Here is an 18244-nt window from a genome sequence, read left to right as displayed (position 1 = left end):
GTCTCCGTCCTCGGCGCGGGAGCCGTCCTGGTCAGACGGCGGCCCACCCGCCGTCGCTGTGCAGGACGGCGCCGGAGACGTTCGCCGAGTCGTCCGACAGCAGCCACGTGATCGCCGCGGCGAGCTCGTCGGCGCTCGCGGCGGGCGGGACGGTCGTCGCCATGATCGGCCCGAGCCGCTCGCCGGCGTACGGCGAGCGGAACGGCGCCTCGATGCTCGTCGCGACGGCGCCCGGCGCGACGACGTTCGCCCGCACGCCCTGCGGGGTGTAGAAGAACGCCGTGCTCTTCGTGAAGCCGACGATCGCGTGCTTCGACGTCGCGTACGCGGTGCCCGAGGCCGACGCGCGCGAGCCCGCCTCGGACCCGACGTTGACGATCGACCCCTTGCCGGCGTCGAGCATGAGGGGCAGCACCGCGCGCGTGAGCCGCATGACGGCCGTGACGTTGACGGCCAGGACGAGGTCCCAGGTCGAGTCGTCGACCTCAGCGGTCGGCAGGAAGCCGTCCATGATGCCCGCGACGTTGGCGAGCGCGTCCACGCGGCCGTCCGCCGCCGCGACCACCGCGTCCACGGTGGTCTGCGCGCTCACGTCGCCCGCGACCGTCACGAGGGCGTCGGTCCCGACGTCCGCGACGAGCTTGTCCAGCCGGTCCTCCCGGACGTCCGTCGCGACGACGCGCGCGCCCTCCGCGAGCAGCCGCTCGACGGTCGCGCGCCCGATCCCGGCGCCCGCGCCGGTGACGATCGCGGTGCGGCCCTCGAACCTTCCTGGTACGTGGTTGCTGACCATGACGGCTCCTTCCGTCCGCGCCGGCACTGCCGTCGTCCGGCGTCCTGGTCCCATCCCACCGTCCGGCTCCCGGCGCGCGCGAGAGCCGATCGTCCCGGGTCCGGTGCCGGTGGTCCTCCGTCCCGCAGCCTCCGCGGGCGGTGTCCCGACCCCGCGCGCCGGGGTAGGGTCGGCGTCGTGACGCACCCGTCCGTGACCCCCTGGTGGCCGGCCGCCTGACGGCCGGTGACCTCATCCGGCCGTGCCCCGACGACGTGGGCGGCCTCGGCGGACCCCGGTGCACGCGTCGTCGGCCCAGCGGCCTGTACCTCCCGAGTACCCCACGAGTACCCCCGAGCTGGAGCCCAGAATGACGACACAGCAGTCTCCCGTCCCCGTCCGGTCCCTCGAGCCGACCGGAGCGGAGGTGCCCTCGACCGTCCCGACGCACTGGTACAACCTCGCCGCGGACCTGCCCGAGCCCGTGCCGCCGCACCTGCACCCCGGCACGCGCGAGCCGCTCACGCCCGACGACCTCGCGCCGCTGTTCCCGCTCGCGCTCGTCCAGCAGGAGGTGACGACGGAGCGCTACGTCGAGATCCCGCAGACGGTCCGCGAGATCTACGCCCTGTGGCGGCCGTCGCCGCTCGTGCGCGCGCGGCGCCTCGAGCGGGCCCTGGGCACCCCGGCCCGGATCTACTACAAGTACGAGGGCGTGAGCCCGGTCGGCTCGCACAAGCCGAACACCGCCGTCGCTCAGGCGTACTACAACGCGCTCGAGGGCACGACGAAGCTCACGACCGAGACCGGCGCGGGCCAGTGGGGCGCGTCGCTGTCGTTCGCGGGCGCGCTGCTCGGGCTCGACGTCGAGGTGTGGCAGGTGCGCGCGTCGTTCGACTCGAAGCCGTACCGCCGGGCGCAGATGGAGGTCTACGGCGGGATCTGCCACCCGTCGCCGTCGGACCTCACCGAGGCGGGCCGCGCGATGCTCGCCGCCGACCCGGGCACGACGGGGTCGCTCGGCATGGCGATCAGCGAGGCCGTGGAGACGGCGGCGAAGGACCCCGCGGCGCACTACGCGCTGGGCAGCGTGCTCAACCACGTCATGCTGCACCAGAGCGTCATCGGCCAGGAGGCCCTCGTCCAGCTCGACGAGGCGGGCGAGGGGGCGCCCGACGTCGTGTTCGGGTGCGCGGGCGGCGGGTCGAACCTCGCGGGCCTGACGTTCCCGTTCCTGGGCCGCAACCTGCGCGAGGGCACGACGACGCGGCTCGTCGCGTGCGAGCCGGCCGCGTGCCCGTCGCTGACCCAGGGGGAGTACCGCTACGACTTCGGCGACGTCGCGGGCCTCACGCCGCTGCTCAAGATGCACACGCTCGGCAAGGACTTCGTCCCGCCGGCGATCCACGCGGGCGGCCTGCGGTACCACGGCATGTCGCCGATGGTGTCGCACGCGGTGAACCTCGGGCTCATGGACGCGGTCGCCGTCGAGCAGGACGAGGCGTTCGTCGCGGGCACGCTGTTCGCGCGCAGCGAGGGCATCATCCCGGCGCCCGAGTCGACGCACGCCGTGGCGGCCGCGATCGCGCACGCGCGCGCCGCGACCGAGCCCGAGGTGATCGTGCTCGGGCTGTCGGGCAACGGCGTCCTCGACCTGCCGGCGTACGCGGCGTACGTCTGACGGACCTCGGGCGCCCCGCGCGGTAGGTCCTCGCGCGGGGCGCCCGTACCCTGGTGCGATGCCCGAGCCGACCCCCGACACCCTCGACGACCGCCCGCGCTACCGCACGCAGCCGGTGTCGTTCGTGCGACGCAGCGGGCGCCTCGCGCCCCGCCAGCAGCGGGCGTGGGACGCCCACCGGGACCGCTACGTCGTCGACGTGCCGCGCGACGTCGCGCGGACGTCGGTCGACCCGGAGTTCGTGCTGGACGTCGCGGGCACGTTCGGGCGCGACGCGCGCCTCGTCGTCGAGATCGGCTCGGGCCAGGGCGAGGCCGTGGTGGCCGCGGCAGAGCGCGAGCCGGGCACCGACTTCCTCGCCGTCGAGGTGTACGCCCCGGGCCTCGCGCAGACCGTGCTGCGCGCGTCCCAGCACGACCTCACGAACGTGCGCCTGGTCCAGGCGAACGCAGCCGAGCTCCTGGCCACGACGCTGCCCGCGGGGAGCGTCGACGAGCTGTGGATCTTCTTCCCCGACCCGTGGCACAAGTCCCGCCACCACAAGCGGCGACTCGTGGCGCCGTCGTTCGCGGCCCTCGCCGAGCGGGTGCTGCGGGCTCCGGGCGACGGCGCCCGGCCGGGCGGCACGCTGCGGCTCGCCACGGACTGGGCCGAGTACGCGGAGCAGATGCTCGACGTGCTCGACGCCGCGCCCGGGCTGCGCAACGTCCACGGCCCGCGCGGCGTGGCGCCGCGCTTCGAGGGCCGCGTCCTCACCGGGTTCGAGCGCAAGGGCGAGAACGCCGGCCGCGTCATCACCGACCTGGAGTACGTGCGCGTCTGACGTGTCGCGACCGGCCGTGCCGGGTTCTTGCGGACAGAAGTGATCTACGGCACATTGTGCCGGGGGAGAACGTCGCCCCGGGCACGCAGCGTCGCGTGCGGTCGCGTCGACAGGTGGCCGTCTGCGGGGTGCGGGCTCTCTGTCAGTCCACGGAATGAGCCAACGGAGGCGTCATGACCGACGTGACGGCCGCCCCCGGACCGGGGTCCGCCGACGAGACCGACTACCAGCGCGTGCAACGCTCGCCCGAGTTCCAGGACCTGCGCAGACGCTTCCGGAACTTCGTGTTCCCGATGACCGCGCTGTTCCTCGTGTGGTACTTCGTCTACGTGCTGCTGGCGAACTACGCGCACGACTTCATGAGCATCCGGGTGTGGGGGAACGTCACGGTCGGGCTGCTCTTCGGCCTCGGCCAGTTCGTGTCCACGTTCGCGATCACCATGATCTACGCGCGCTGGGCCAACAAGCGCTTCGACACCGCGGCCGACGCGCTGCGCCGGGAGATCGAGGAGGACGAGCTGTGAGCGCGCACCTCCTGGCCGCGGAGGCCACCGACGTCGGGAACCCGGTCGTCAACGTCGCGATCTTCGGCGTCTTCGTCGCCGTGACGCTCGTCATCGTGCTGCGCGCGTCGCGGCAGAACAAGTCCGCCGCCGACTACTACGCGGGCGGGCGCTCGTTCACGGGCCCGCAGAACGGCACCGCCATCGCGGGCGACTACCTCTCCGCCGCGAGCTTCCTCGGGATCTGCGGCGCCATCGCGATCAACGGCTACGACGGCTTCCTCTACTCGATCGGGTTCCTCGTGGCGTGGCTCGTCGCGCTCCTGCTCGTGGCCGAGCTGCTGCGCAACACGGGCAAGTTCACGATGGCCGACGTGCTGTCGTTCCGGCTCAAGCAGCGCCCCGTGCGGATGGCGGCGGCGCTCGCGACCCTGGCCGTCGTGTTCTTCTACCTGCTCGCCCAGATGGCGGGCGCCGGCGGGCTCGTGGCCCTGCTGCTCGGCGTCTCCTCGACGGCGGGGCAGAGCGTGGTCGTCGCGGTCGTGGGCGCGCTCATGATCCTCTACGTGCTGGTCGGCGGCATGAAGGGCACCACGTGGGTGCAGATCATCAAGGCGGTGCTGCTCATCGCGGGCGCCGCGGTCATGACGGTGTGGGTGCTCGCCACGTTCGGCTTCAACCTGTCCGACCTGCTCCAGGGCGCGATCGACAGGGCGGGCGTCGGCGGCGAGGCGCTCATCGAGCCCGGCAAGCAGTACGGCGCGACCGGCACGACCAAGCTCGACTTCCTCTCCCTCGCCCTCGCCCTCGTGCTCGGCACCGCCGGGCTGCCGCACGTGCTCATGCGCTTCTACACCGTGCCCTCGGCCAAGGAGGCCCGCCGCTCGGTCGTGTGGGCGATCTGGCTCATCGGCATCTTCTACCTGTTCACGCTCGTGCTCGGGTACGGCGCCGGGGCGCTCGTGGGACCGGAGACGATCAGCGCGGCACCAGGCGGCGTGAACTCGGCGGCGCCGCTGCTCGCGTTCGCTCTCGGCGGGGAGATCCTGCTCGGCTTCATCTCCGCGGTCGCGTTCGCGACGATCCTCGCCGTCGTGGCGGGCCTGACGATCACCGCGGCGGCGAGCTTCGCCCACGACATCTACGCCAACGTCATCAAGCGGGGCGAGGTGAAGCCCGACGGCGAGGTCAAGGTCGCGCGCATCACGGTCGTCGTCATCGGGATCCTCGCGATCCTCGGCGGCATCTTCGCCCAGGGCCAGAACGTGGCGTTCCTCGTGGCGCTCGCGTTCGCCGTCGCGGCGAGCGCGAACCTGCCGACGATCCTCTACTCGCTGTTCTGGAAGCGGTTCAACACGTCCGGGGCGCTGTGGAGCATGTACGGCGGGCTGATCTCGTGCATCGTGCTCATCGCGTTCTCGCCCGTCGTGTCCGGCAAGGTCGACCCGGTGACGGGCGCGAGCCTGTCGATGATCAAGAACACGGACATCGACTTCGCGATCTTCCCGCTGAGCAACCCGGGCATCATCTCCATCCCGCTCGCGTTCCTGCTCGGGGTCCTCGGGACGCTGCTCAGCAAGGAGAAGCCGCACCCGGAGAAGTTCGCCGAGATGGAGGTCCGGTCGCTCACGGGCGCGGGCGCCGAGAAGGCGGTCGTGCACTAAGCGCGCGACACCTGTCGCGGGCGCCGCGAGGAGGCCCCGGTCCGGGCGACGGACCGGGGCCTCCTGCGCGTCCCCGTCCCGGGAATCCCGTGGCCCGGGCGGTCGGCCGTGACGTACCGTCCCGCCATGCCCTCCCCGTCCCTGCCCGACGCCGTCGCCCCCGAGGCCGGCCCGGCACCCGTCCTCGTGGTCACCGGGGCGATGGCCTCGGGCAAGTCGACGGTCGCCGACGCGCTCGCCCGGACGTTCCCCCTGGCCGCGCACGTGCGCGGCGACATGTTCCGCCGGTTCGTCGTGAGCGGGCAGGCGTCCATGGCGCCGCCCCTGTCGGCCGCGGCCCGTGCCCAGCTCGACCTGCGGCAGGAGCTCGCGGCGCAGGCCGCGGACACCTACGCCGCGGCGGGCGTGGTCGCGGTCGTCCAGGACATCCTGCTCGGGCCCGACCTGGAGCGGTTCACGGCGCGCGTGCGCACCCGGCCGTGCTACGCCGTCGTGCTCATCCCGGACGCCGCGACCCTCGCCGCGCGCGACGCCGCGCGGCACAAGCGGGCGTACGGGGACTGGACGCCGGACGAGTTCGCCGCGGCGGCCCGGTCGACGCCGGGCGGACTGCACCTCGACACCACGGGACGGTCCGTCGCCGAGACGGTGCGGCAGGTCCTCGACCGGCTCGACGAGGCGCGCGTCGCCTGACCCGCCGCCGAGCCCGCCGACCTCCCGCTGGGCGACGAGCGCGACGCCGCGTGAGGATGGGCCCATGACGAGCGACCCGCAGCAGGAGACCGCGCCCGACGAGACCTACGACGTGATCGTGATCGGCGGCGGGCCCGTCGGGGAGAACGCCGCCGACCGCGCCGGGCGCACGGGCCTGAGCGTCGCGCTCGTCGAGGCCGAGCTGGTGGGGGGCGAGTGCTCCTACTGGGCGTGCATCCCCTCCAAGACGCTCCTGCGGCCGGGCGCGGCGCGCGCCGAGGCGCGCGGCGTCCCGGGGGTGGGCGTGGACGACGCGCTCGACGTCCCCGCGATCCTCGCGCGGCGCGACGCGATGGTCGCGGACTGGGACGACGGCGGCCAGGTCTCCTGGGTCGAGGGCGCGGGGATCGCGCTCGTGCGCGGGCTGGGACGGATCGTCGGCCCGCGTCTCGTGGAGGTCGTCGCCGAGGAGCCCGACGCCGACCCGGACGACCTCCCGCGGACGCGGCGGCTCGCGGCCCGGCACGCCGTGATCGTCGCGACGGGGAGCGTCCCCGTGCTCCCCGACGTGCCCGGCCTGGCCGACGCCAACCCCTGGACGAGCCGCGAGGCGACGGCGGTCGAGGACGTCCCCGAGTCGCTCGCGATCGTGGGCGGCGGAGTGGTCGCGACGGAGATGGCCGTCGCGTTCGCCGACCTCGGCACGCGCGTCACGGTCCTCTCGCGCGGGGGGCTGCTCGGCCGGACCGAGCCCTGGGCGGGCGTGGCGGTCGCGGCGTCGCTGCGTGAGCTGGGCGTGGACGTGCGCCTCGGGGTCGCCACCGAGTCGGTCGAGGCGCTGCCCGACGGCGGGGCGCGCCTCACGCTCTCGGCCGTCGGGTCGCGGTGGGGCGGGGACGACGCCGGCGAGGCGCCGGACGTGTCGCCCGTGACGGCGGAGCGCGTGCTCGTCGCCACCGGTCGTGCCCCCCGGACGCAGGACCTCGGCGTCGACAGCGTCGGGCTCACCCCGGGGCGCGCGCTCGACGTCGACGACACGATGCTCGTGCAGGGGTTGCCGCAGGACGCTGCCGAGGGTGCCGAGGGCGGCTGGCTGTACGCCGCGGGTGACGTCACCGGCCGGGTCGCGACGACCCACCAGGGCAAGTACCAGGGCCGGGTCGTGGGCGACGTCGTCGCCGCGCGGTTCGGCGACCCGGACACCGACGGGGCCCCCACGGCGGGGGAGCGGGCACCCGCCGTCGGCGCGGCGCCCGCGCCGTGGTCGCGGTTCGCGGCGACCGCCGACGGCGTCGCGTCCCCGCAGGTCGTCTTCACACGCCCCGAGGTCGCGGCCGTCGGGCACACCGAGGCGTCCGCCCGGGAGGCCGGGATCGACGTGCGGGTCGTGCGGTACGACCTCGCGAGCGTCTCCGGCGCCGCCGTGCGCGCCGAGGACTACGCCGGCAGCGCCCAGCTCGTCGTCGACGCCGCGCGCGAGGTCGTCGTCGGCGCCACGTTCGTCGGCCCCGACGCGGCAGAGATGCTGCACGCCGCGACGATCGCCGTCGTGGGCGAGGTCCCGCTGCGGCGGCTGTGGCACGCGGTGCCGTCGTACCCGACGGTGAGCGAGGTCTGGCTGCGCTTCCTGGAGGAGTACGGGCTGTAGCGTGCGACGTCGCGGCGGCGAGGGCACGCCGCCGAGACCGGGCACGTCACAGGGCCGGGCGCCCGCGCGGCGGTCCCGTCCCCTAGGCTCGGGGCGTGACGACCGAGACCTCAGCCCCGCGCGTCGCCCTCGCGACGTGCTCCGTCCTGCCGCACCTGGACCCTGACGACGCGCCGCTCGTGCGCGCGCTCGACGCCCGTGGCGTCGCCGCGCAGCCCGCCGTCTGGGACGACCCGGACGTCGACTGGGCAGCGTTCGACGCCGTCGTCGTGCGCTCGACGTGGGACTACTCGGCCCGGCGCGACGAGTTCGTCGCGTGGGCGGCGCGCGTCCCGCGCATCCTCAACGCGGAGGCCGTGCTCCGCTGGAACACCGACAAGGGCTACCTGCGCGAGCTGGAGGGCGCGGGTATCCCCGTGATCCCGACGCTGTGGCTCGACCCCGCGCGCAACCTGTCCTCGCGCGCGATCCACACGCGCCTGCCCGCCCAGGGCGACTTCGTCATCAAGCCGGTCGTCAGCGCCGGGGCCAAGGACACGGGCCGCTACCAGGCGGGCGAGGCGCACTCGCGGGGGCTCGCGATCCAGCACGCGAAGAACCTGCTGGTCTCGGGGCGCGAGGTCATGGTGCAGCCGTACGTGACGAGCGTCGACACCGCGGGCGAGACGGGCCTCGTCTTCGTCGACGGCGAGTTCTCCCACGCCGTGCGCAAGAACGCGCTCCTCACCGGCCCGCACCGCCCGACCCGCGGCCTGTACCAGCAGGAGGAGATGAGCCCGTTCACCGCGACCGAGGAGCAGCTCGACGTCGCGCGCCGGGCGCTCGCGGTGGCGGCGGACGCGGTCGGCGGCGGGGACGTGACGAGCTTCCTCTACGCCCGCGTCGACGTCGTGACGGGCAACGACGGCGGCGTCGTCGTCATCGAGCTCGAGCTCACCGAGCCGTCGCTGTTCCTCGCCCTCGCCCCGGGGTCGCTCGACCGGTTCGCCGACGCGATCGCCGCGCGCGTCGCGCACTGACGTCACCTCCTGACGTCGCGCACCGACGTCGGGAACCGGCTGCCGGCCGGCTCGTGACCGTGGCCCGTCCCGGGGACCGGGACGGGCCACGATCCTGCAGGGCCGGCGGTCAGGCCAGGCCGTTCTCCGACAGCCAGTCCGCCGCGATGTCCTCGGGCGAACGCTGGTCGACCCGGGACTCGACGTTCAGGGCGATCAGGCCCTCCGGGGTGAGGGCCGCGCTGACCGGGTTGATGACGTCCGCGATCTCGTCGGCGAGGTCCGCGTTGACGAGCGGCACCACGTTGGACGCGAGGAAGAGCCCCTCGGGGTCCTCGAGCGTCACGAGGTTCTCGGTCTGGATGCTCGGGTCGGCGCTGAACACGTTGGCGATGTTCACGGTGCCGGCCACGAGGTCCTGCACGGTGGTGTCGCCCGTGGCGACGAAGGAGACGTCGACGCCGTACACGTCCTTGAGACCCTGCGGGCCGTAGGGGCGCTGCTCGAGCTCCGCCGGGCCGCCGAGCGTGAGCGGCACGTCGAGCCCGGCGAGGTCCGCGAGGCTCGTGAGGTCGTGCTCCGTGGCGAAGGCCTCGGTGACGTTGTACGAGTCCTGGTCGGTCGCGCTCGACTGGTCGAGGACCGTGAGCCCGTCGGGCAGCGCGTCCTGGAGCGCGGCGTAGACGTCCTCGGGGGACGTCGCGGTGGTCTCCGGGTCGAAGAACTGCAGCAGGTTGCCCGTGTACTCCGGGAAGAGCTGGATCTCGCCGTCCTCGAGCGCGGGCATGTAGGCGTCGCGCTGGCCGATCGAGAAGTTCCGCTCGACCGTGAAGCCCTGGGCCTCGAGCGCCTGGGCGTAGATCTCGGCGATGATCTCGTTCGAGTCGTAGGCCTGGGAGCCGATGACGATCGTGTCGGACGAGGCGCTGCCGTCGGACGCCCCGGTGTCGGCGTCGAGCGGGTCGGACCCGCCGCCGCAGGCGGTGAGCGTGAGGACGGCGGTCGCCGCTGCGGCGACGAGGGCGGCGGTGCGTCGGGTGCTGCGCATGTGTCTGCCTTTCTGAGGGCCGTCCCGGGGACCGGGAGGGTCGGGCGGAGTGCGGTGCGGGAGGTCGGGCCCGAGTATCAGGCGGTGGTCGGTGCGGGGACCCGGCGACGGCGCCGCCGGGCGGGTGCGTCGTCCGAGGAGCGGCCGACCGTCACGCCGCGCGGGACGACGACCCGTTGGAGGATCGCGAACAGCGCGTCGAGCACGACGGCCAGGACGACGACGAGGAGAGAGGCTCCGAGGATCTGGGAGAAGTCGCGGATCTGGATGCCCTGGACGATGTAGAAGCCGAGGCCCCAGTTGCCGATGTAGCCCGCGAGCGTGACGGTCGCGACCACCTGGAGGGTCGCGGAGCGGAGACCGCCGATGAGCAGCGGGAGCCCGAGCGGCACCTCGGCCTTGAAGAGCACCTGCCACCCGGTCATGCCGACGGACCGGGCGCCGTCGACGACGCGCCGCTCGACGGCTTCCACACCGGCGTAGGCGCCCGCGAGGATCGGCGGGATCGCGAGGAGGACGAACGCGGTGACGGACGCGGTGACCTTGTGCGTCACCCCGAAGACGAGGACGAGGAGCAGGACGAGCCCGAACGACGGGACGGCGCGGGCCGCACCCGAGAGCGCGACGGCGAACTCCCGGCCACGACCCGTGTGGCCGATGGCCCAGCCTGCCGGGATCGCGATCGCCGCGGCGATGAGCACCGAGACGAACGTGAACGCGAGGTGGGTCCAGATCGCCTCCGGGAGGGGGAGCGCGCCCGTGAGCCGGTCGGGGGAGAAGATCCAGGCGATCGCGTCGGAGAACAGGTTCATGCGCGCACCTTCCTGGACCAGGGCATGACCGCTCGCCCGGCGAGGACGAGCAGCAGGTCGACGAGCAGGGCGATGACGACGACCGCGACGACGCCCGAGAGGATCTCGGCGACGATCTGCCGCTGGTAGCCGTTGGTGAAGAGGTAGCCGAGGTTGTCGATCCCGATGAGGATGCCGACCGTCGCGAGCGAGATGGTCGACACGGCGGTGACGCGCAGCCCGGCGAGCACGACCGGTCCGGCGAGCGGGAGGTCGACCTGCCAGAAGCGCCGCCACGGCCCGTAGCCGACCGCGAGAGCGGCTTGCCGGACCGTCGGGTCGACCGAGGCGAGGGCGTCCGCGACGAACCGGGTCATGATGGCCACGGCGTAGATCGTCAGCGCGACGACCAGGTTCAGCTCGGACAGGAAGCTGATGCCGAGGAGCGGCGGGAGCAGCGCGAAGAGCGCGAGCGACGGGATCGTGTAGAGCAGGCCGACGAGCGTCAGGACGAGGCCCCGCGTGAGGCGGAACCGGAAGGCGAGCCAGCCCAGCGGGATCGAGACGAGGAACCCGAGCACGATCGGCACCACGCACTGGCTGAGGTGCTCGACCGTGAGACGGCCGATGAGGTCGAGATTGTCCAGGACCCAGGTCATGCGCCGCCCTCGGCGCGGTCGTCGACCAGGACGCCCTGGGTGCGTCCCGTGCCGTCCACGAGCACGGTCCCGTGCTCGGTGCGCTTGGTGTGCAGAGCCCGGGCGCCCCGCTCCGCCCCGATGAAGCTCGCGACGAACTCGCTCGCGGGGTTCTCCAGGATCTCGCTCGGGGACCCGATCTGGGCCACCTGCGCCCCCTTCTCGAGGATGACGACCTGGTCGCCGAGCAGGAACGCCTCGTCGATGTCGTGCGTGACGAAGACGACCGTCTTGTCCAGCTCGCGCTGCAGCCGGATGGTCTCCGTCTGGAGCTCGGCGCGCACGATCGGGTCGACGGCCCCGAACGGCTCGTCCATGAGCAGGATGTTCGGGTCCGCGGCGAGCGCGCGCGCCACGCCGACGCGCTGCTGCTGGCCCCCCGAGAGTTGGCTCGGGTAGCGGTCCGCGAGCGCGCGGTCGAGGCCCACGGTGTCGAGCAGCTCGAGCGCACGGTCGCGCGCCTGCCGGCGCGGGGTGCCCTCGAGGCGCAGCACCGTCGCCACGTTGTCGACGACCTTGTGGTGGGGGAGGAGCCCGCCGTTCTGCAGGACGTACCCGATGCTGCGGCGCAGCTTCACGGGGTCGCGGTCGAGGATGGACGCGCCGTCGATCTCGATCGTGCCCGACGTGGGCTCCACCATGCGGTTGATCATGCGCAGGAGCGTCGTCTTGCCGCTCCCGGACGACCCGACGAGCACCGTCGTGCGGTGGGGCGGGATCACCAGGTCGAAGTCCGCGACCGCCGCCGTGCCGTCCGGGTACGTCTTGGTGACCGATCGGAACTCGATCATGGGGCGCTGCCTCCCGACAGTCGGTGAACCGGCCTCCACCCAACCACGACCGTGGCCGGCCAGCCGAGCGCGATGCCACGCGTCCACCGACCGTACGTCGAACCACCGACACGTCGCACTCGCACCGGTACGTCGGCTTCGCGCCGTCGCGCACCACGCCGGTCCGGCGCGGGCCGCCCGGGGCGCCGCGGGATTCTCCCGTGACGTACACCACGTCGGGGCCTATCGTGGCGCTGTGCCGCCCCTCGACTCCCTGCTCGCCTTCTCCCTCGCCTCGCTCGTGCTCGTCGTGATCCCCGGGCCGAGCGTGCTGTTCGTCGTCGGCCGGTCGCTCACGCTCGGGCACCGGGGCGGGGTGCTGAGCGTCCTCGGCAACGAGCTCGGCGCGCTGACGCTCGTCGTCGCCGTGGCGCTCGGGGTCGGCACGGTCGTCGCGACGTCCGTGGCCGTCTTCACGGCCGTCAAGCTCGTCGGCGCGGCCTACCTCGTCTACCTCGGCGTCCAGGCGATCCGGCACCGGCGCGAGGGTGCCGTCGACGTCGACGTCGACGTCGACGTCGCGCCCGTGCGCGAGCCGTGGTGGCGCGTCGTGCGGCAGGGCTACGTCGTCGGCGTGACGAACCCGAAGACCATCGTGTTCTTCGTCGCCGTCCTGCCCCAGTTCACGGACTTCCACGCCGGTCGCGTGCCCGCCCAGATGATGGTGCTCGGACTGGTCTTCACGGTGATCGCGTTCGTCTGCGACAGCGCGTGGGCGCTCGCCGCCGGCGCGGCCCGGTCCTGGTTCGCCTCCTCCCCGCGGCGCCTGAGCGCGGTCCGCGCGACGGGCGGCGGCATGATGATCGGCCTGGGCGGCGTGCTCGCCGTCGCCTCGCACCGCACGACCTGAGCGGCGACGGCCCTCGACGGCCCTCGATGGCCGAGCATGACGCCCGTCACCACTTGACCAGGGTCAAGGACAACTGCGGCCGGTCTCCCTAGCGTCGTTCTCGTCGGCCCACGAGGGGCCGCGCGACGACGGGAGAACCACGATGAGCACGACGATGGACGTCACCACGATCCTGCGGGCGGACGGCTTCTCCTGCCCCTCGTGCGTGGCGAAGATCGAGAAGCAGGTCGGTCGGCTCGACGGCGTCCGGTCGGTGCGGGTCCGGTTCGCGTCCGCGCGGATCGAGGTCGTGCACGACCCCGCGGTCTCCGGCGTCGAGGACCTCGTGGCCGCGGTCGCGAGGGCGGGGTACGTCGCGCGCCCCGCGCTCGCATGAACGCCCCGGGCGGGTTCACGGCCCGCAGCGCCGGCCCGCGCCTCCGTGCCTGGGCGCGGGGTCGATGGGCGGTGCCGGCGGCAGCCGGGACGCTGGTCCTCGCGTCCTTTGCGGCCTCCGCGCTCGCCGGGCACGGGTGGTGGTCCGACGCCCTCATGGTGTCGGCCGCCGTCGTCGCGGGCGCGCCGGTCGCGGTCGCGGCCTGGCGCGCGCTCACGGCGCGGAGCATCGGCATCGACCTCCTGGTCGCGGTGGCGGCCGTCGGAGCGATCCTGGTCCGGAACTTCTGGGAGGCGGCGGCCGTCACGTTCCTGTTCGCCGTCGGGCACGCTCTGGAGTCGGCCACGCTCGACAGGACCCGCGCCGCGTTGGCCGAGCTGGTCGCCGTCCTGCCGGACGCCGCCGTCGTCCTGCGCGACGGGCGCCAGGTCGAGGTCACGGCGGCCGACGTCGCGGCGGGTGAGACCGTGCTGGTGAAGAACGGGGCCAAGGTCCCGGTGGACGGCACGATCCTCCGCGGCGTGGGGGCCGTGGACGAGTCCTCCGTCACGGGGGAGTCGATCCCGACCGAGAAGGTCGCCGGGGACGCGATGTTCGCGGGGACGATCGTCACGGCCGGGCTCCTCCAGGTGACCGCCACGGGCGTGGGGGAGGACACGACGCTCGCTCGGATCATCCACCGGGTCGAGGAGGCGCAGGACGCCCGAGCACGCGCCCAGGGGTTCATGGAGCGGTTCTCGGCCTGGTACACGCCGGCCGTCATCGTGCTCGCCGTGGCCGTCGGCGTGCTCACGCGCGACGTGCTGCTCGCCCTGACTCTGCTCGTCGTCGCGTGCCCGGGCGCGCTCGTCATCTCGATCCCCGTGTCCGTCGTCGCCGGCATCGGCCGCGCGGCGCGGGACGGGGTCCTCGTCAAGGGCGGGGAGTTCCTGGAGACGGTCGCCCGGGTCGACGCCGTCGCGCTCGACAAGACCGGCACGCTCACCGAGGGCCGGCCCCGCCTGACCGACGTGGTCGTGCTGGACCCGGCGGCCGACGAGGACGACGTCCTGCTGACCGCCGCGCGCGTGGAGGCAGGCTCGGAGCACCCGCTCGCCCGCGCGGTCGTCGACGCCGCCGCGGAGTCGGGGCACGTCGTCGTCGGTCTTCCCGAGCACACCGAGCCGGTCCCCGGCAGGGGCGTGCTGGCGGTGCTCGACGGCGTGCCGGTCGCCGTCGGCAACCTTGCGCTCCTGGCGGGGCGTGACGTCGTGGGCGCCGGGCGCGCCGCTGCCGTCATGGCGGAACGAGCAGCGGTCGGACGGACCCCGATGGTGGTCACCCGGGGCGACGCCGTGCTCGGCGTGGTCGCGGTCGCGGACCGGGTGCGACCCGACGCGGCGTCGATGGTGTCCCGGCTGCGCGCGGTCGGCGTGCGCCGGATCGTCGTGCTCACCGGCGACGTCGACCCGGTCGCGCAAGCCGTGGCCGCCGAGACCGGCGTCGACGAGGTGCGGTCGGGGCTGCTGCCCGAGGAGAAGCTCGCGGCCGTGCGGGACCTCCAGCGCGAGGGGTACACCGTCGCGATGGTCGGCGACGGCGTGAACGACGCCCCGGCCCTCGCCGCGGCGGACGTCGGGGTCGCGATGGGCGCTGCGGGGACGCGGGTCGCGATCGAGACGGCCGACGTCGCACTGCTGGGCGACGACCTGCTCAAGGTGCCGCACGCGGTCTCGCTCGCGCGCCGCACGGTGCGCACCATGCGGCAGAACATCGTGATCGCGCTCGTCACGGTCGCCGCGCTGCTCACCGGGATCCTCGTCGGTGGGGTCACCATGGCCGTCGGGATGCTCGTTCACGAGGCCTCGGTGCTCGTGGTCGTCGTCAACGCGATGCGGCTCGCCCGCCGGCCGCGGTCGGCCGCCGCCGTCCCGGGCGGTCAGGACCGCGCGGCGAGATCCATGAGGACGTCGGCATCGAGGACGACGATCTCCCCGCCTGCGCGCTGAGCGATGACGCCGGAGTCGTGGAGCCTGCGCAGCTGTCGGCTCAGCGACTCCGGCGTCGTGCCGAGCAGCGAGGCGACGTCCTTCTTCGCGAGCGGGAGCCGGACGACGGTCTCCGGCGCCGCCCCGGTCGTGGTACCCGACCGCGTGCCCCGGGCCGGCAGCGACAACAGGTACTCCGCGAGCCGGGCTCCCACCCCGCCGGAGACGACGGACGCCAGGCGCTGCTCGACGTCGTCCAGCCGGGCGCTGACCGCCTGGAGCATCCGGAAGGCGATGGAGGGGTGGCGCCGCACGAGCTCGCCCAGGTCCGCGTGCCGGAAGACGCACAGCCGGCCCGGTTCCAGTGCGGTGACGACGTGCTCCGAGCGCCGGCCGGTGAGGAAGCCGGCCTCACCGAGGAAGTCGCCCGGGCCCAGGACCCGCAGGACCTGCTCGCGCCCCTCCGCGTCCGAGCGTGCGACCTTGAAGCGGCCCGCGTGCACGACCAGGAGCAGTGACGTGGCGACGTGGGCGAAGGGGCGGTCGCCCGGGCGCACCGTCGTCGGTCGGGCGACCGCGGCGACGTCGAGCTGCTGCTCGGGCGTGAGCCCCTGGAAGACCGGGACGACCCGGACGCACAGGTCGCCACGGGTGCTCGGACCGGTGTTCTCGGCCACGACTCGCCTCCCTCGCGGGCCGGTGTCGTCATGGCGCTGCGCGGGGTGCGCGCCGGACGACGAAGGCCCGGGTCGGTCGGAGGAGCTCCTCCGACCGACCCGGGCCTCGTGTGACTGGGGTGAGTAACGGGACTTGAACCCGCGACCCCCTGGACCACAACCAGGTGCTCTACCAGCTGAGCTATACCCACCATGACCGGGCGTGAAGCACCGGCCGTCGAAAAGTGTACCCGGTCCGCGGGGTGCTCCCGGACCGCTTTTCGAGGTCAGGCGTCGGTGGGTCCTGTGACGGTGGCCACGGACGTCTCGACCTCGTCGTCCGCGGGTCGGGTCCGGCCGCGCGTGACGCTCGTCGCCACGACCTGCTCGGCGACCTTGCGCGCCGTCGCGGAGTCGGGGCCGGGCTGCGGGACGAACACGGCGGCGCGGTAGTAGCGCAGCTCGTCGATGCTCTCGAGGATGTCCGCGAGCGCGCGGTGCCCGCCGTGCTTCTCCGGCGACGAGAAGTACGCCCGCGGGTACCAGCGGCGCGAGAGCTCCTTGACGGAGGACACGTCGATGATGCGGTAGTGCAGGTGGCTCATGAGCGCGGGCATGTCGCGGTCCAGGAACCCCTTGTCGGTGCCGACGGAGTTGCCCGCCAGCGGCGCCTTGCCCGGCTCGGGGACCCACGTGCGGACGTAGTCGAGGACGCGCTGCTCGGCCTCGGCGAGCGTCAGGCCCTCGTCGAGCTCGTCGAGCAGCCCGGAGGTCGTGTGCATCTGGCGGACGAAGTCGCCCATCTGCTCGAGCGCCTCGGCCGGGGGCCGGACGAGGACGTCGACCCCGTCGCCGAGCACGTTGAGCTCGGAGTCGGTGACGACGGCGGCGACCTCGACGAGGGCGTCGGCGCCCAGGTCCAGCCCGGTCATCTCGCAGTCGATCCAGACGATGCGTTCGTTCGCGTTCACAGGACTCACGGGCCACAGCCTAGCCGCGGCGCGCACGACGAAGGCCCCGGCTGTCCGGTCCACCAGGGTCCGGACGGTCGGGGCCTTCGACGGGGTGCGCCGCCGCCTGTCGGGGAGGGTCCCCGGCCCGGCGAGCGGTCGGTGCGCGTCATGCGGTACGGCGCGGCAGGCGGGCCTGCCGGGTGTTCGCCGGGACGCGGGTCGTGGTGCGGCGCAGCTGCGACCGGCGCAGGGTCTGCTCCTGCAGCTGCTCGCGACGGCTGAGGGCCGCCACGTCGTACGTGATCAAGGGATGCATGGTTCTGCTCTCGTGACGCTGGGTTCGTGGGTCTGGCCGGACCCTCCACCGCCCGGTACGGACCGGACGGACGTCACCGCGGTGTGGGTACATACGACCACGGGGGTCGTGGGCGGTGCATCCCTTTTTCGCCACGAGCGTCGGGTCGCGCCCCGGTGCCCGACGGCGGACGGTCGCGGTGCGGCGTCGGCCCGCCGTGCGTAGCCTCCGGGGATGAGCGCGGGGGAGAGGCGGACGGGCGGGACGCCGGGCGGCGCGTCGCTGCGCGGGGTCCTCGTGAGCGTGTGGCCGGGCCTGCTCCTGGTGCTCGCGGGGGTCGCGGGTTTCGCCCTCCTCCTGGACGCGGTCCGCGAGCAGGACGACCTGTGGCGGCTCGACGAGCCGCTGCTCGCGTGGATGGTCGCGCACCGGACGTCGGTCGTGACGGGCGTCCTCACGGTGGTCACCACCGTGTCGGGGCCGTTCGTGCTGCCCGTTCTCGTCGCGGTCGGGTGCGTGGTGTGGGCGCGGCGCACGGGGACGTGGTGGGAACCGGGCCTGCTCGCGGGAGCCATGCTGCTCGCGACGCTGGTCTCGACCGTGCTCAAGGCGGTGATCGCCCGGCCGCGGCCGCCGGACGTGTCGATGGTCGTCGCCGGGGTGGAGCGATCGTTCTCCTTCCCGTCCGGGCACACGATCGGCGCGGCCACGCTGGTCCTGGTGGGCGGGTACCTGGTGTGGCACCGCCACCACGACCCGCGGGTCCTCGCGGTCTGGGCGGTCGCCTCCGTGCTCGTGATCGGGGCCGTGGCGCTGAGCCGGCTCTACCTCGGGTACCACTTCCTCACCGACGTCCTGGCGGGCCTGTCGCTCGCCGTGGCGGTCCTGGGCGTGGTGGTCGTGATGAGTCGCGTCCACGACGGGCGGGTGCGGCGTCGCGGCGGCTCGGAAGAGGTGCCGGAGCCTCGCTAAAGAACTCTTGCGCAAGAAGTCTTTCG

General features: G+C 73.7%; 19 protein-coding genes and 1 tRNA gene. 11 read left to right on the top strand and 9 right to left on the bottom strand.

Annotated elements, in window-relative coordinates:
• Positions 1-31: 31 nt before the first annotated feature.
• Positions 32-793, bottom strand: coding sequence for an SDR family NAD(P)-dependent oxidoreductase (locus ACFC2L_RS03190; protein ID WP_375822876.1), 762 nt, complete (start codon positions 791-793; stop codon positions 32-34).
• Between the two features lie 349 nt (positions 794-1142).
• On the opposite strand from ACFC2L_RS03190, the gene ACFC2L_RS03185 reads away from it, so the two are divergent.
• The 7 genes from ACFC2L_RS03185 (at position 1143) to ACFC2L_RS03155 (ending at position 8803) form a co-directional block, all read left to right on the top strand.
• Complete coding sequence (locus ACFC2L_RS03185; protein WP_375822875.1) at positions 1143-2453, top strand: TrpB-like pyridoxal phosphate-dependent enzyme; 1311 nt, start codon at positions 1143-1145, stop codon at positions 2451-2453.
• Positions 2454-2511: 58 nt separating this feature from the next.
• Positions 2512-3276, top strand: coding sequence for a tRNA (guanosine(46)-N7)-methyltransferase TrmB (gene trmB / locus ACFC2L_RS03180; RefSeq protein ID WP_375822874.1), 765 nt, complete (start codon positions 2512-2514; stop codon positions 3274-3276).
• Positions 3277-3449: 173 nt separating this feature from the next.
• A complete protein-coding gene (locus ACFC2L_RS03175; protein WP_375822873.1) occupies positions 3450-3800 on the top strand; it encodes a DUF485 domain-containing protein in 351 nt (116 codons plus the stop codon).
• Positions 3797-5443 carry a cation acetate symporter gene (locus tag ACFC2L_RS03170; protein ID WP_375822871.1) on the top strand — a complete coding sequence of 549 codons (1647 nt, stop codon included), beginning with the start codon at positions 3797-3799 and terminating at the stop codon, positions 5441-5443. Before ACFC2L_RS03175 ends, ACFC2L_RS03170 begins: the two co-directional genes overlap by 4 nt.
• A gap of 126 nt (positions 5444-5569) precedes the next feature.
• Entirely contained in the window at positions 5570-6136 is a 567-nt protein-coding gene (locus ACFC2L_RS03165) for an AAA family ATPase (RefSeq protein ID WP_375822870.1), read from the top strand.
• A 64-nt stretch (positions 6137-6200) separates the two neighbouring features.
• Positions 6201-7784, top strand: a complete 1584-nt coding sequence (locus tag ACFC2L_RS03160; protein WP_375822868.1) for a dihydrolipoyl dehydrogenase family protein — start codon at positions 6201-6203, stop codon at positions 7782-7784.
• Positions 7785-7879: 95 nt separating this feature from the next.
• Positions 7880-8803, top strand: coding sequence for a RimK family alpha-L-glutamate ligase (locus ACFC2L_RS03155; protein ID WP_375822866.1), 924 nt, complete (start codon positions 7880-7882; stop codon positions 8801-8803).
• A 109-nt stretch (positions 8804-8912) separates the two neighbouring features.
• Here the strand turns inward: ACFC2L_RS03155 and ACFC2L_RS03150 are convergent, their stop codons facing one another.
• The 4 genes from ACFC2L_RS03150 to ACFC2L_RS03135 all read right to left on the bottom strand — a co-directional run bounded on the left by ACFC2L_RS03150 (position 8913) and on the right by ACFC2L_RS03135 (position 12110).
• On the bottom strand, positions 8913-9830 hold the full coding sequence (locus ACFC2L_RS03150) for an ABC transporter substrate-binding protein (protein ID WP_375822865.1): 918 nt from the start codon (positions 9828-9830) through the stop codon (positions 8913-8915).
• A gap of 77 nt (positions 9831-9907) precedes the next feature.
• Positions 9908-10642, bottom strand: a complete 735-nt coding sequence (locus ACFC2L_RS03145; protein ID WP_375822863.1) for an ABC transporter permease — start codon at positions 10640-10642, stop codon at positions 9908-9910.
• The gene (locus ACFC2L_RS03140) at positions 10639-11280 is read right to left on the bottom strand and encodes an ABC transporter permease (RefSeq protein WP_237842265.1); all 642 of its coding nucleotides are present in this window, start codon (positions 11278-11280) and stop codon (positions 10639-10641) included. Before ACFC2L_RS03140 ends, ACFC2L_RS03145 begins: the two co-directional genes overlap by 4 nt.
• On the bottom strand, positions 11277-12110 hold the full coding sequence (locus tag ACFC2L_RS03135) for an ABC transporter ATP-binding protein (RefSeq protein WP_264032219.1): 834 nt from the start codon (positions 12108-12110) through the stop codon (positions 11277-11279). Before ACFC2L_RS03135 ends, ACFC2L_RS03140 begins: the two co-directional genes overlap by 4 nt.
• A gap of 235 nt (positions 12111-12345) precedes the next feature.
• On the opposite strand from ACFC2L_RS03135, the gene ACFC2L_RS03130 reads away from it, so the two are divergent.
• From ACFC2L_RS03130 to ACFC2L_RS03120, 3 genes are all read left to right on the top strand, one after another.
• Positions 12346-12999, top strand: a complete 654-nt coding sequence (locus tag ACFC2L_RS03130) for a LysE family translocator (protein ID WP_375822861.1) — start codon at positions 12346-12348, stop codon at positions 12997-12999.
• Between the two features lie 142 nt (positions 13000-13141).
• On the top strand, positions 13142-13375 hold the full coding sequence (locus tag ACFC2L_RS03125) for a heavy-metal-associated domain-containing protein (RefSeq protein ID WP_264032217.1): 234 nt from the start codon (positions 13142-13144) through the stop codon (positions 13373-13375).
• Complete coding sequence (locus tag ACFC2L_RS03120) at positions 13372-15363, top strand: heavy metal translocating P-type ATPase (RefSeq protein ID WP_375822860.1); 1992 nt, start codon at positions 13372-13374, stop codon at positions 15361-15363. The genes ACFC2L_RS03125 and ACFC2L_RS03120 overlap by 4 nt, the downstream gene beginning before the upstream one ends.
• On the opposite strand, the gene ACFC2L_RS03115 is transcribed toward ACFC2L_RS03120, so the two are convergent.
• The 4 genes from ACFC2L_RS03115 to ACFC2L_RS03100 form a co-directional block, all read right to left on the bottom strand.
• On the bottom strand, positions 15294-16019 hold the full coding sequence (locus ACFC2L_RS03115) for a Crp/Fnr family transcriptional regulator (RefSeq protein ID WP_375822858.1): 726 nt from the start codon (positions 16017-16019) through the stop codon (positions 15294-15296). The two genes, ACFC2L_RS03120 and ACFC2L_RS03115, sit on opposite strands and share 70 nt — an antisense overlap.
• Before the next feature lie 115 nt (positions 16020-16134).
• Positions 16135-16210: transfer RNA gene (locus ACFC2L_RS03110), tRNA-His, on the bottom strand.
• Positions 16211-16285: 75 nt separating this feature from the next.
• Complete coding sequence (gene orn / locus ACFC2L_RS03105) at positions 16286-16930, bottom strand: oligoribonuclease (RefSeq protein ID WP_375823162.1); 645 nt, start codon at positions 16928-16930, stop codon at positions 16286-16288.
• Between the two features lie 187 nt (positions 16931-17117).
• Positions 17118-17267 (bottom strand): hypothetical protein, encoded by a 150-nt coding sequence (locus ACFC2L_RS03100; protein WP_156533217.1) that lies wholly within the window; start codon positions 17265-17267, stop codon positions 17118-17120.
• A gap of 213 nt (positions 17268-17480) precedes the next feature.
• Here ACFC2L_RS03100 and ACFC2L_RS03095 point away from each other — a divergent pair, with 213 nt between their 5' ends.
• Positions 17481-18218, top strand: coding sequence for a phosphatase PAP2 family protein (locus ACFC2L_RS03095; RefSeq protein ID WP_375822856.1), 738 nt, complete (start codon positions 17481-17483; stop codon positions 18216-18218).
• Positions 18219-18244: the final 26 nt, after the last annotated feature.

This window comes from Cellulosimicrobium sp. NPDC055967, assembly GCF_042269845.1.
Classification (GTDB): domain Bacteria; phylum Actinomycetota; class Actinomycetes; order Actinomycetales; family Cellulomonadaceae; genus Cellulosimicrobium.
The sequence above is the reverse complement of the archived record's forward strand: the minus strand, read 5'-3'. Positions and strand labels throughout refer to the sequence as shown.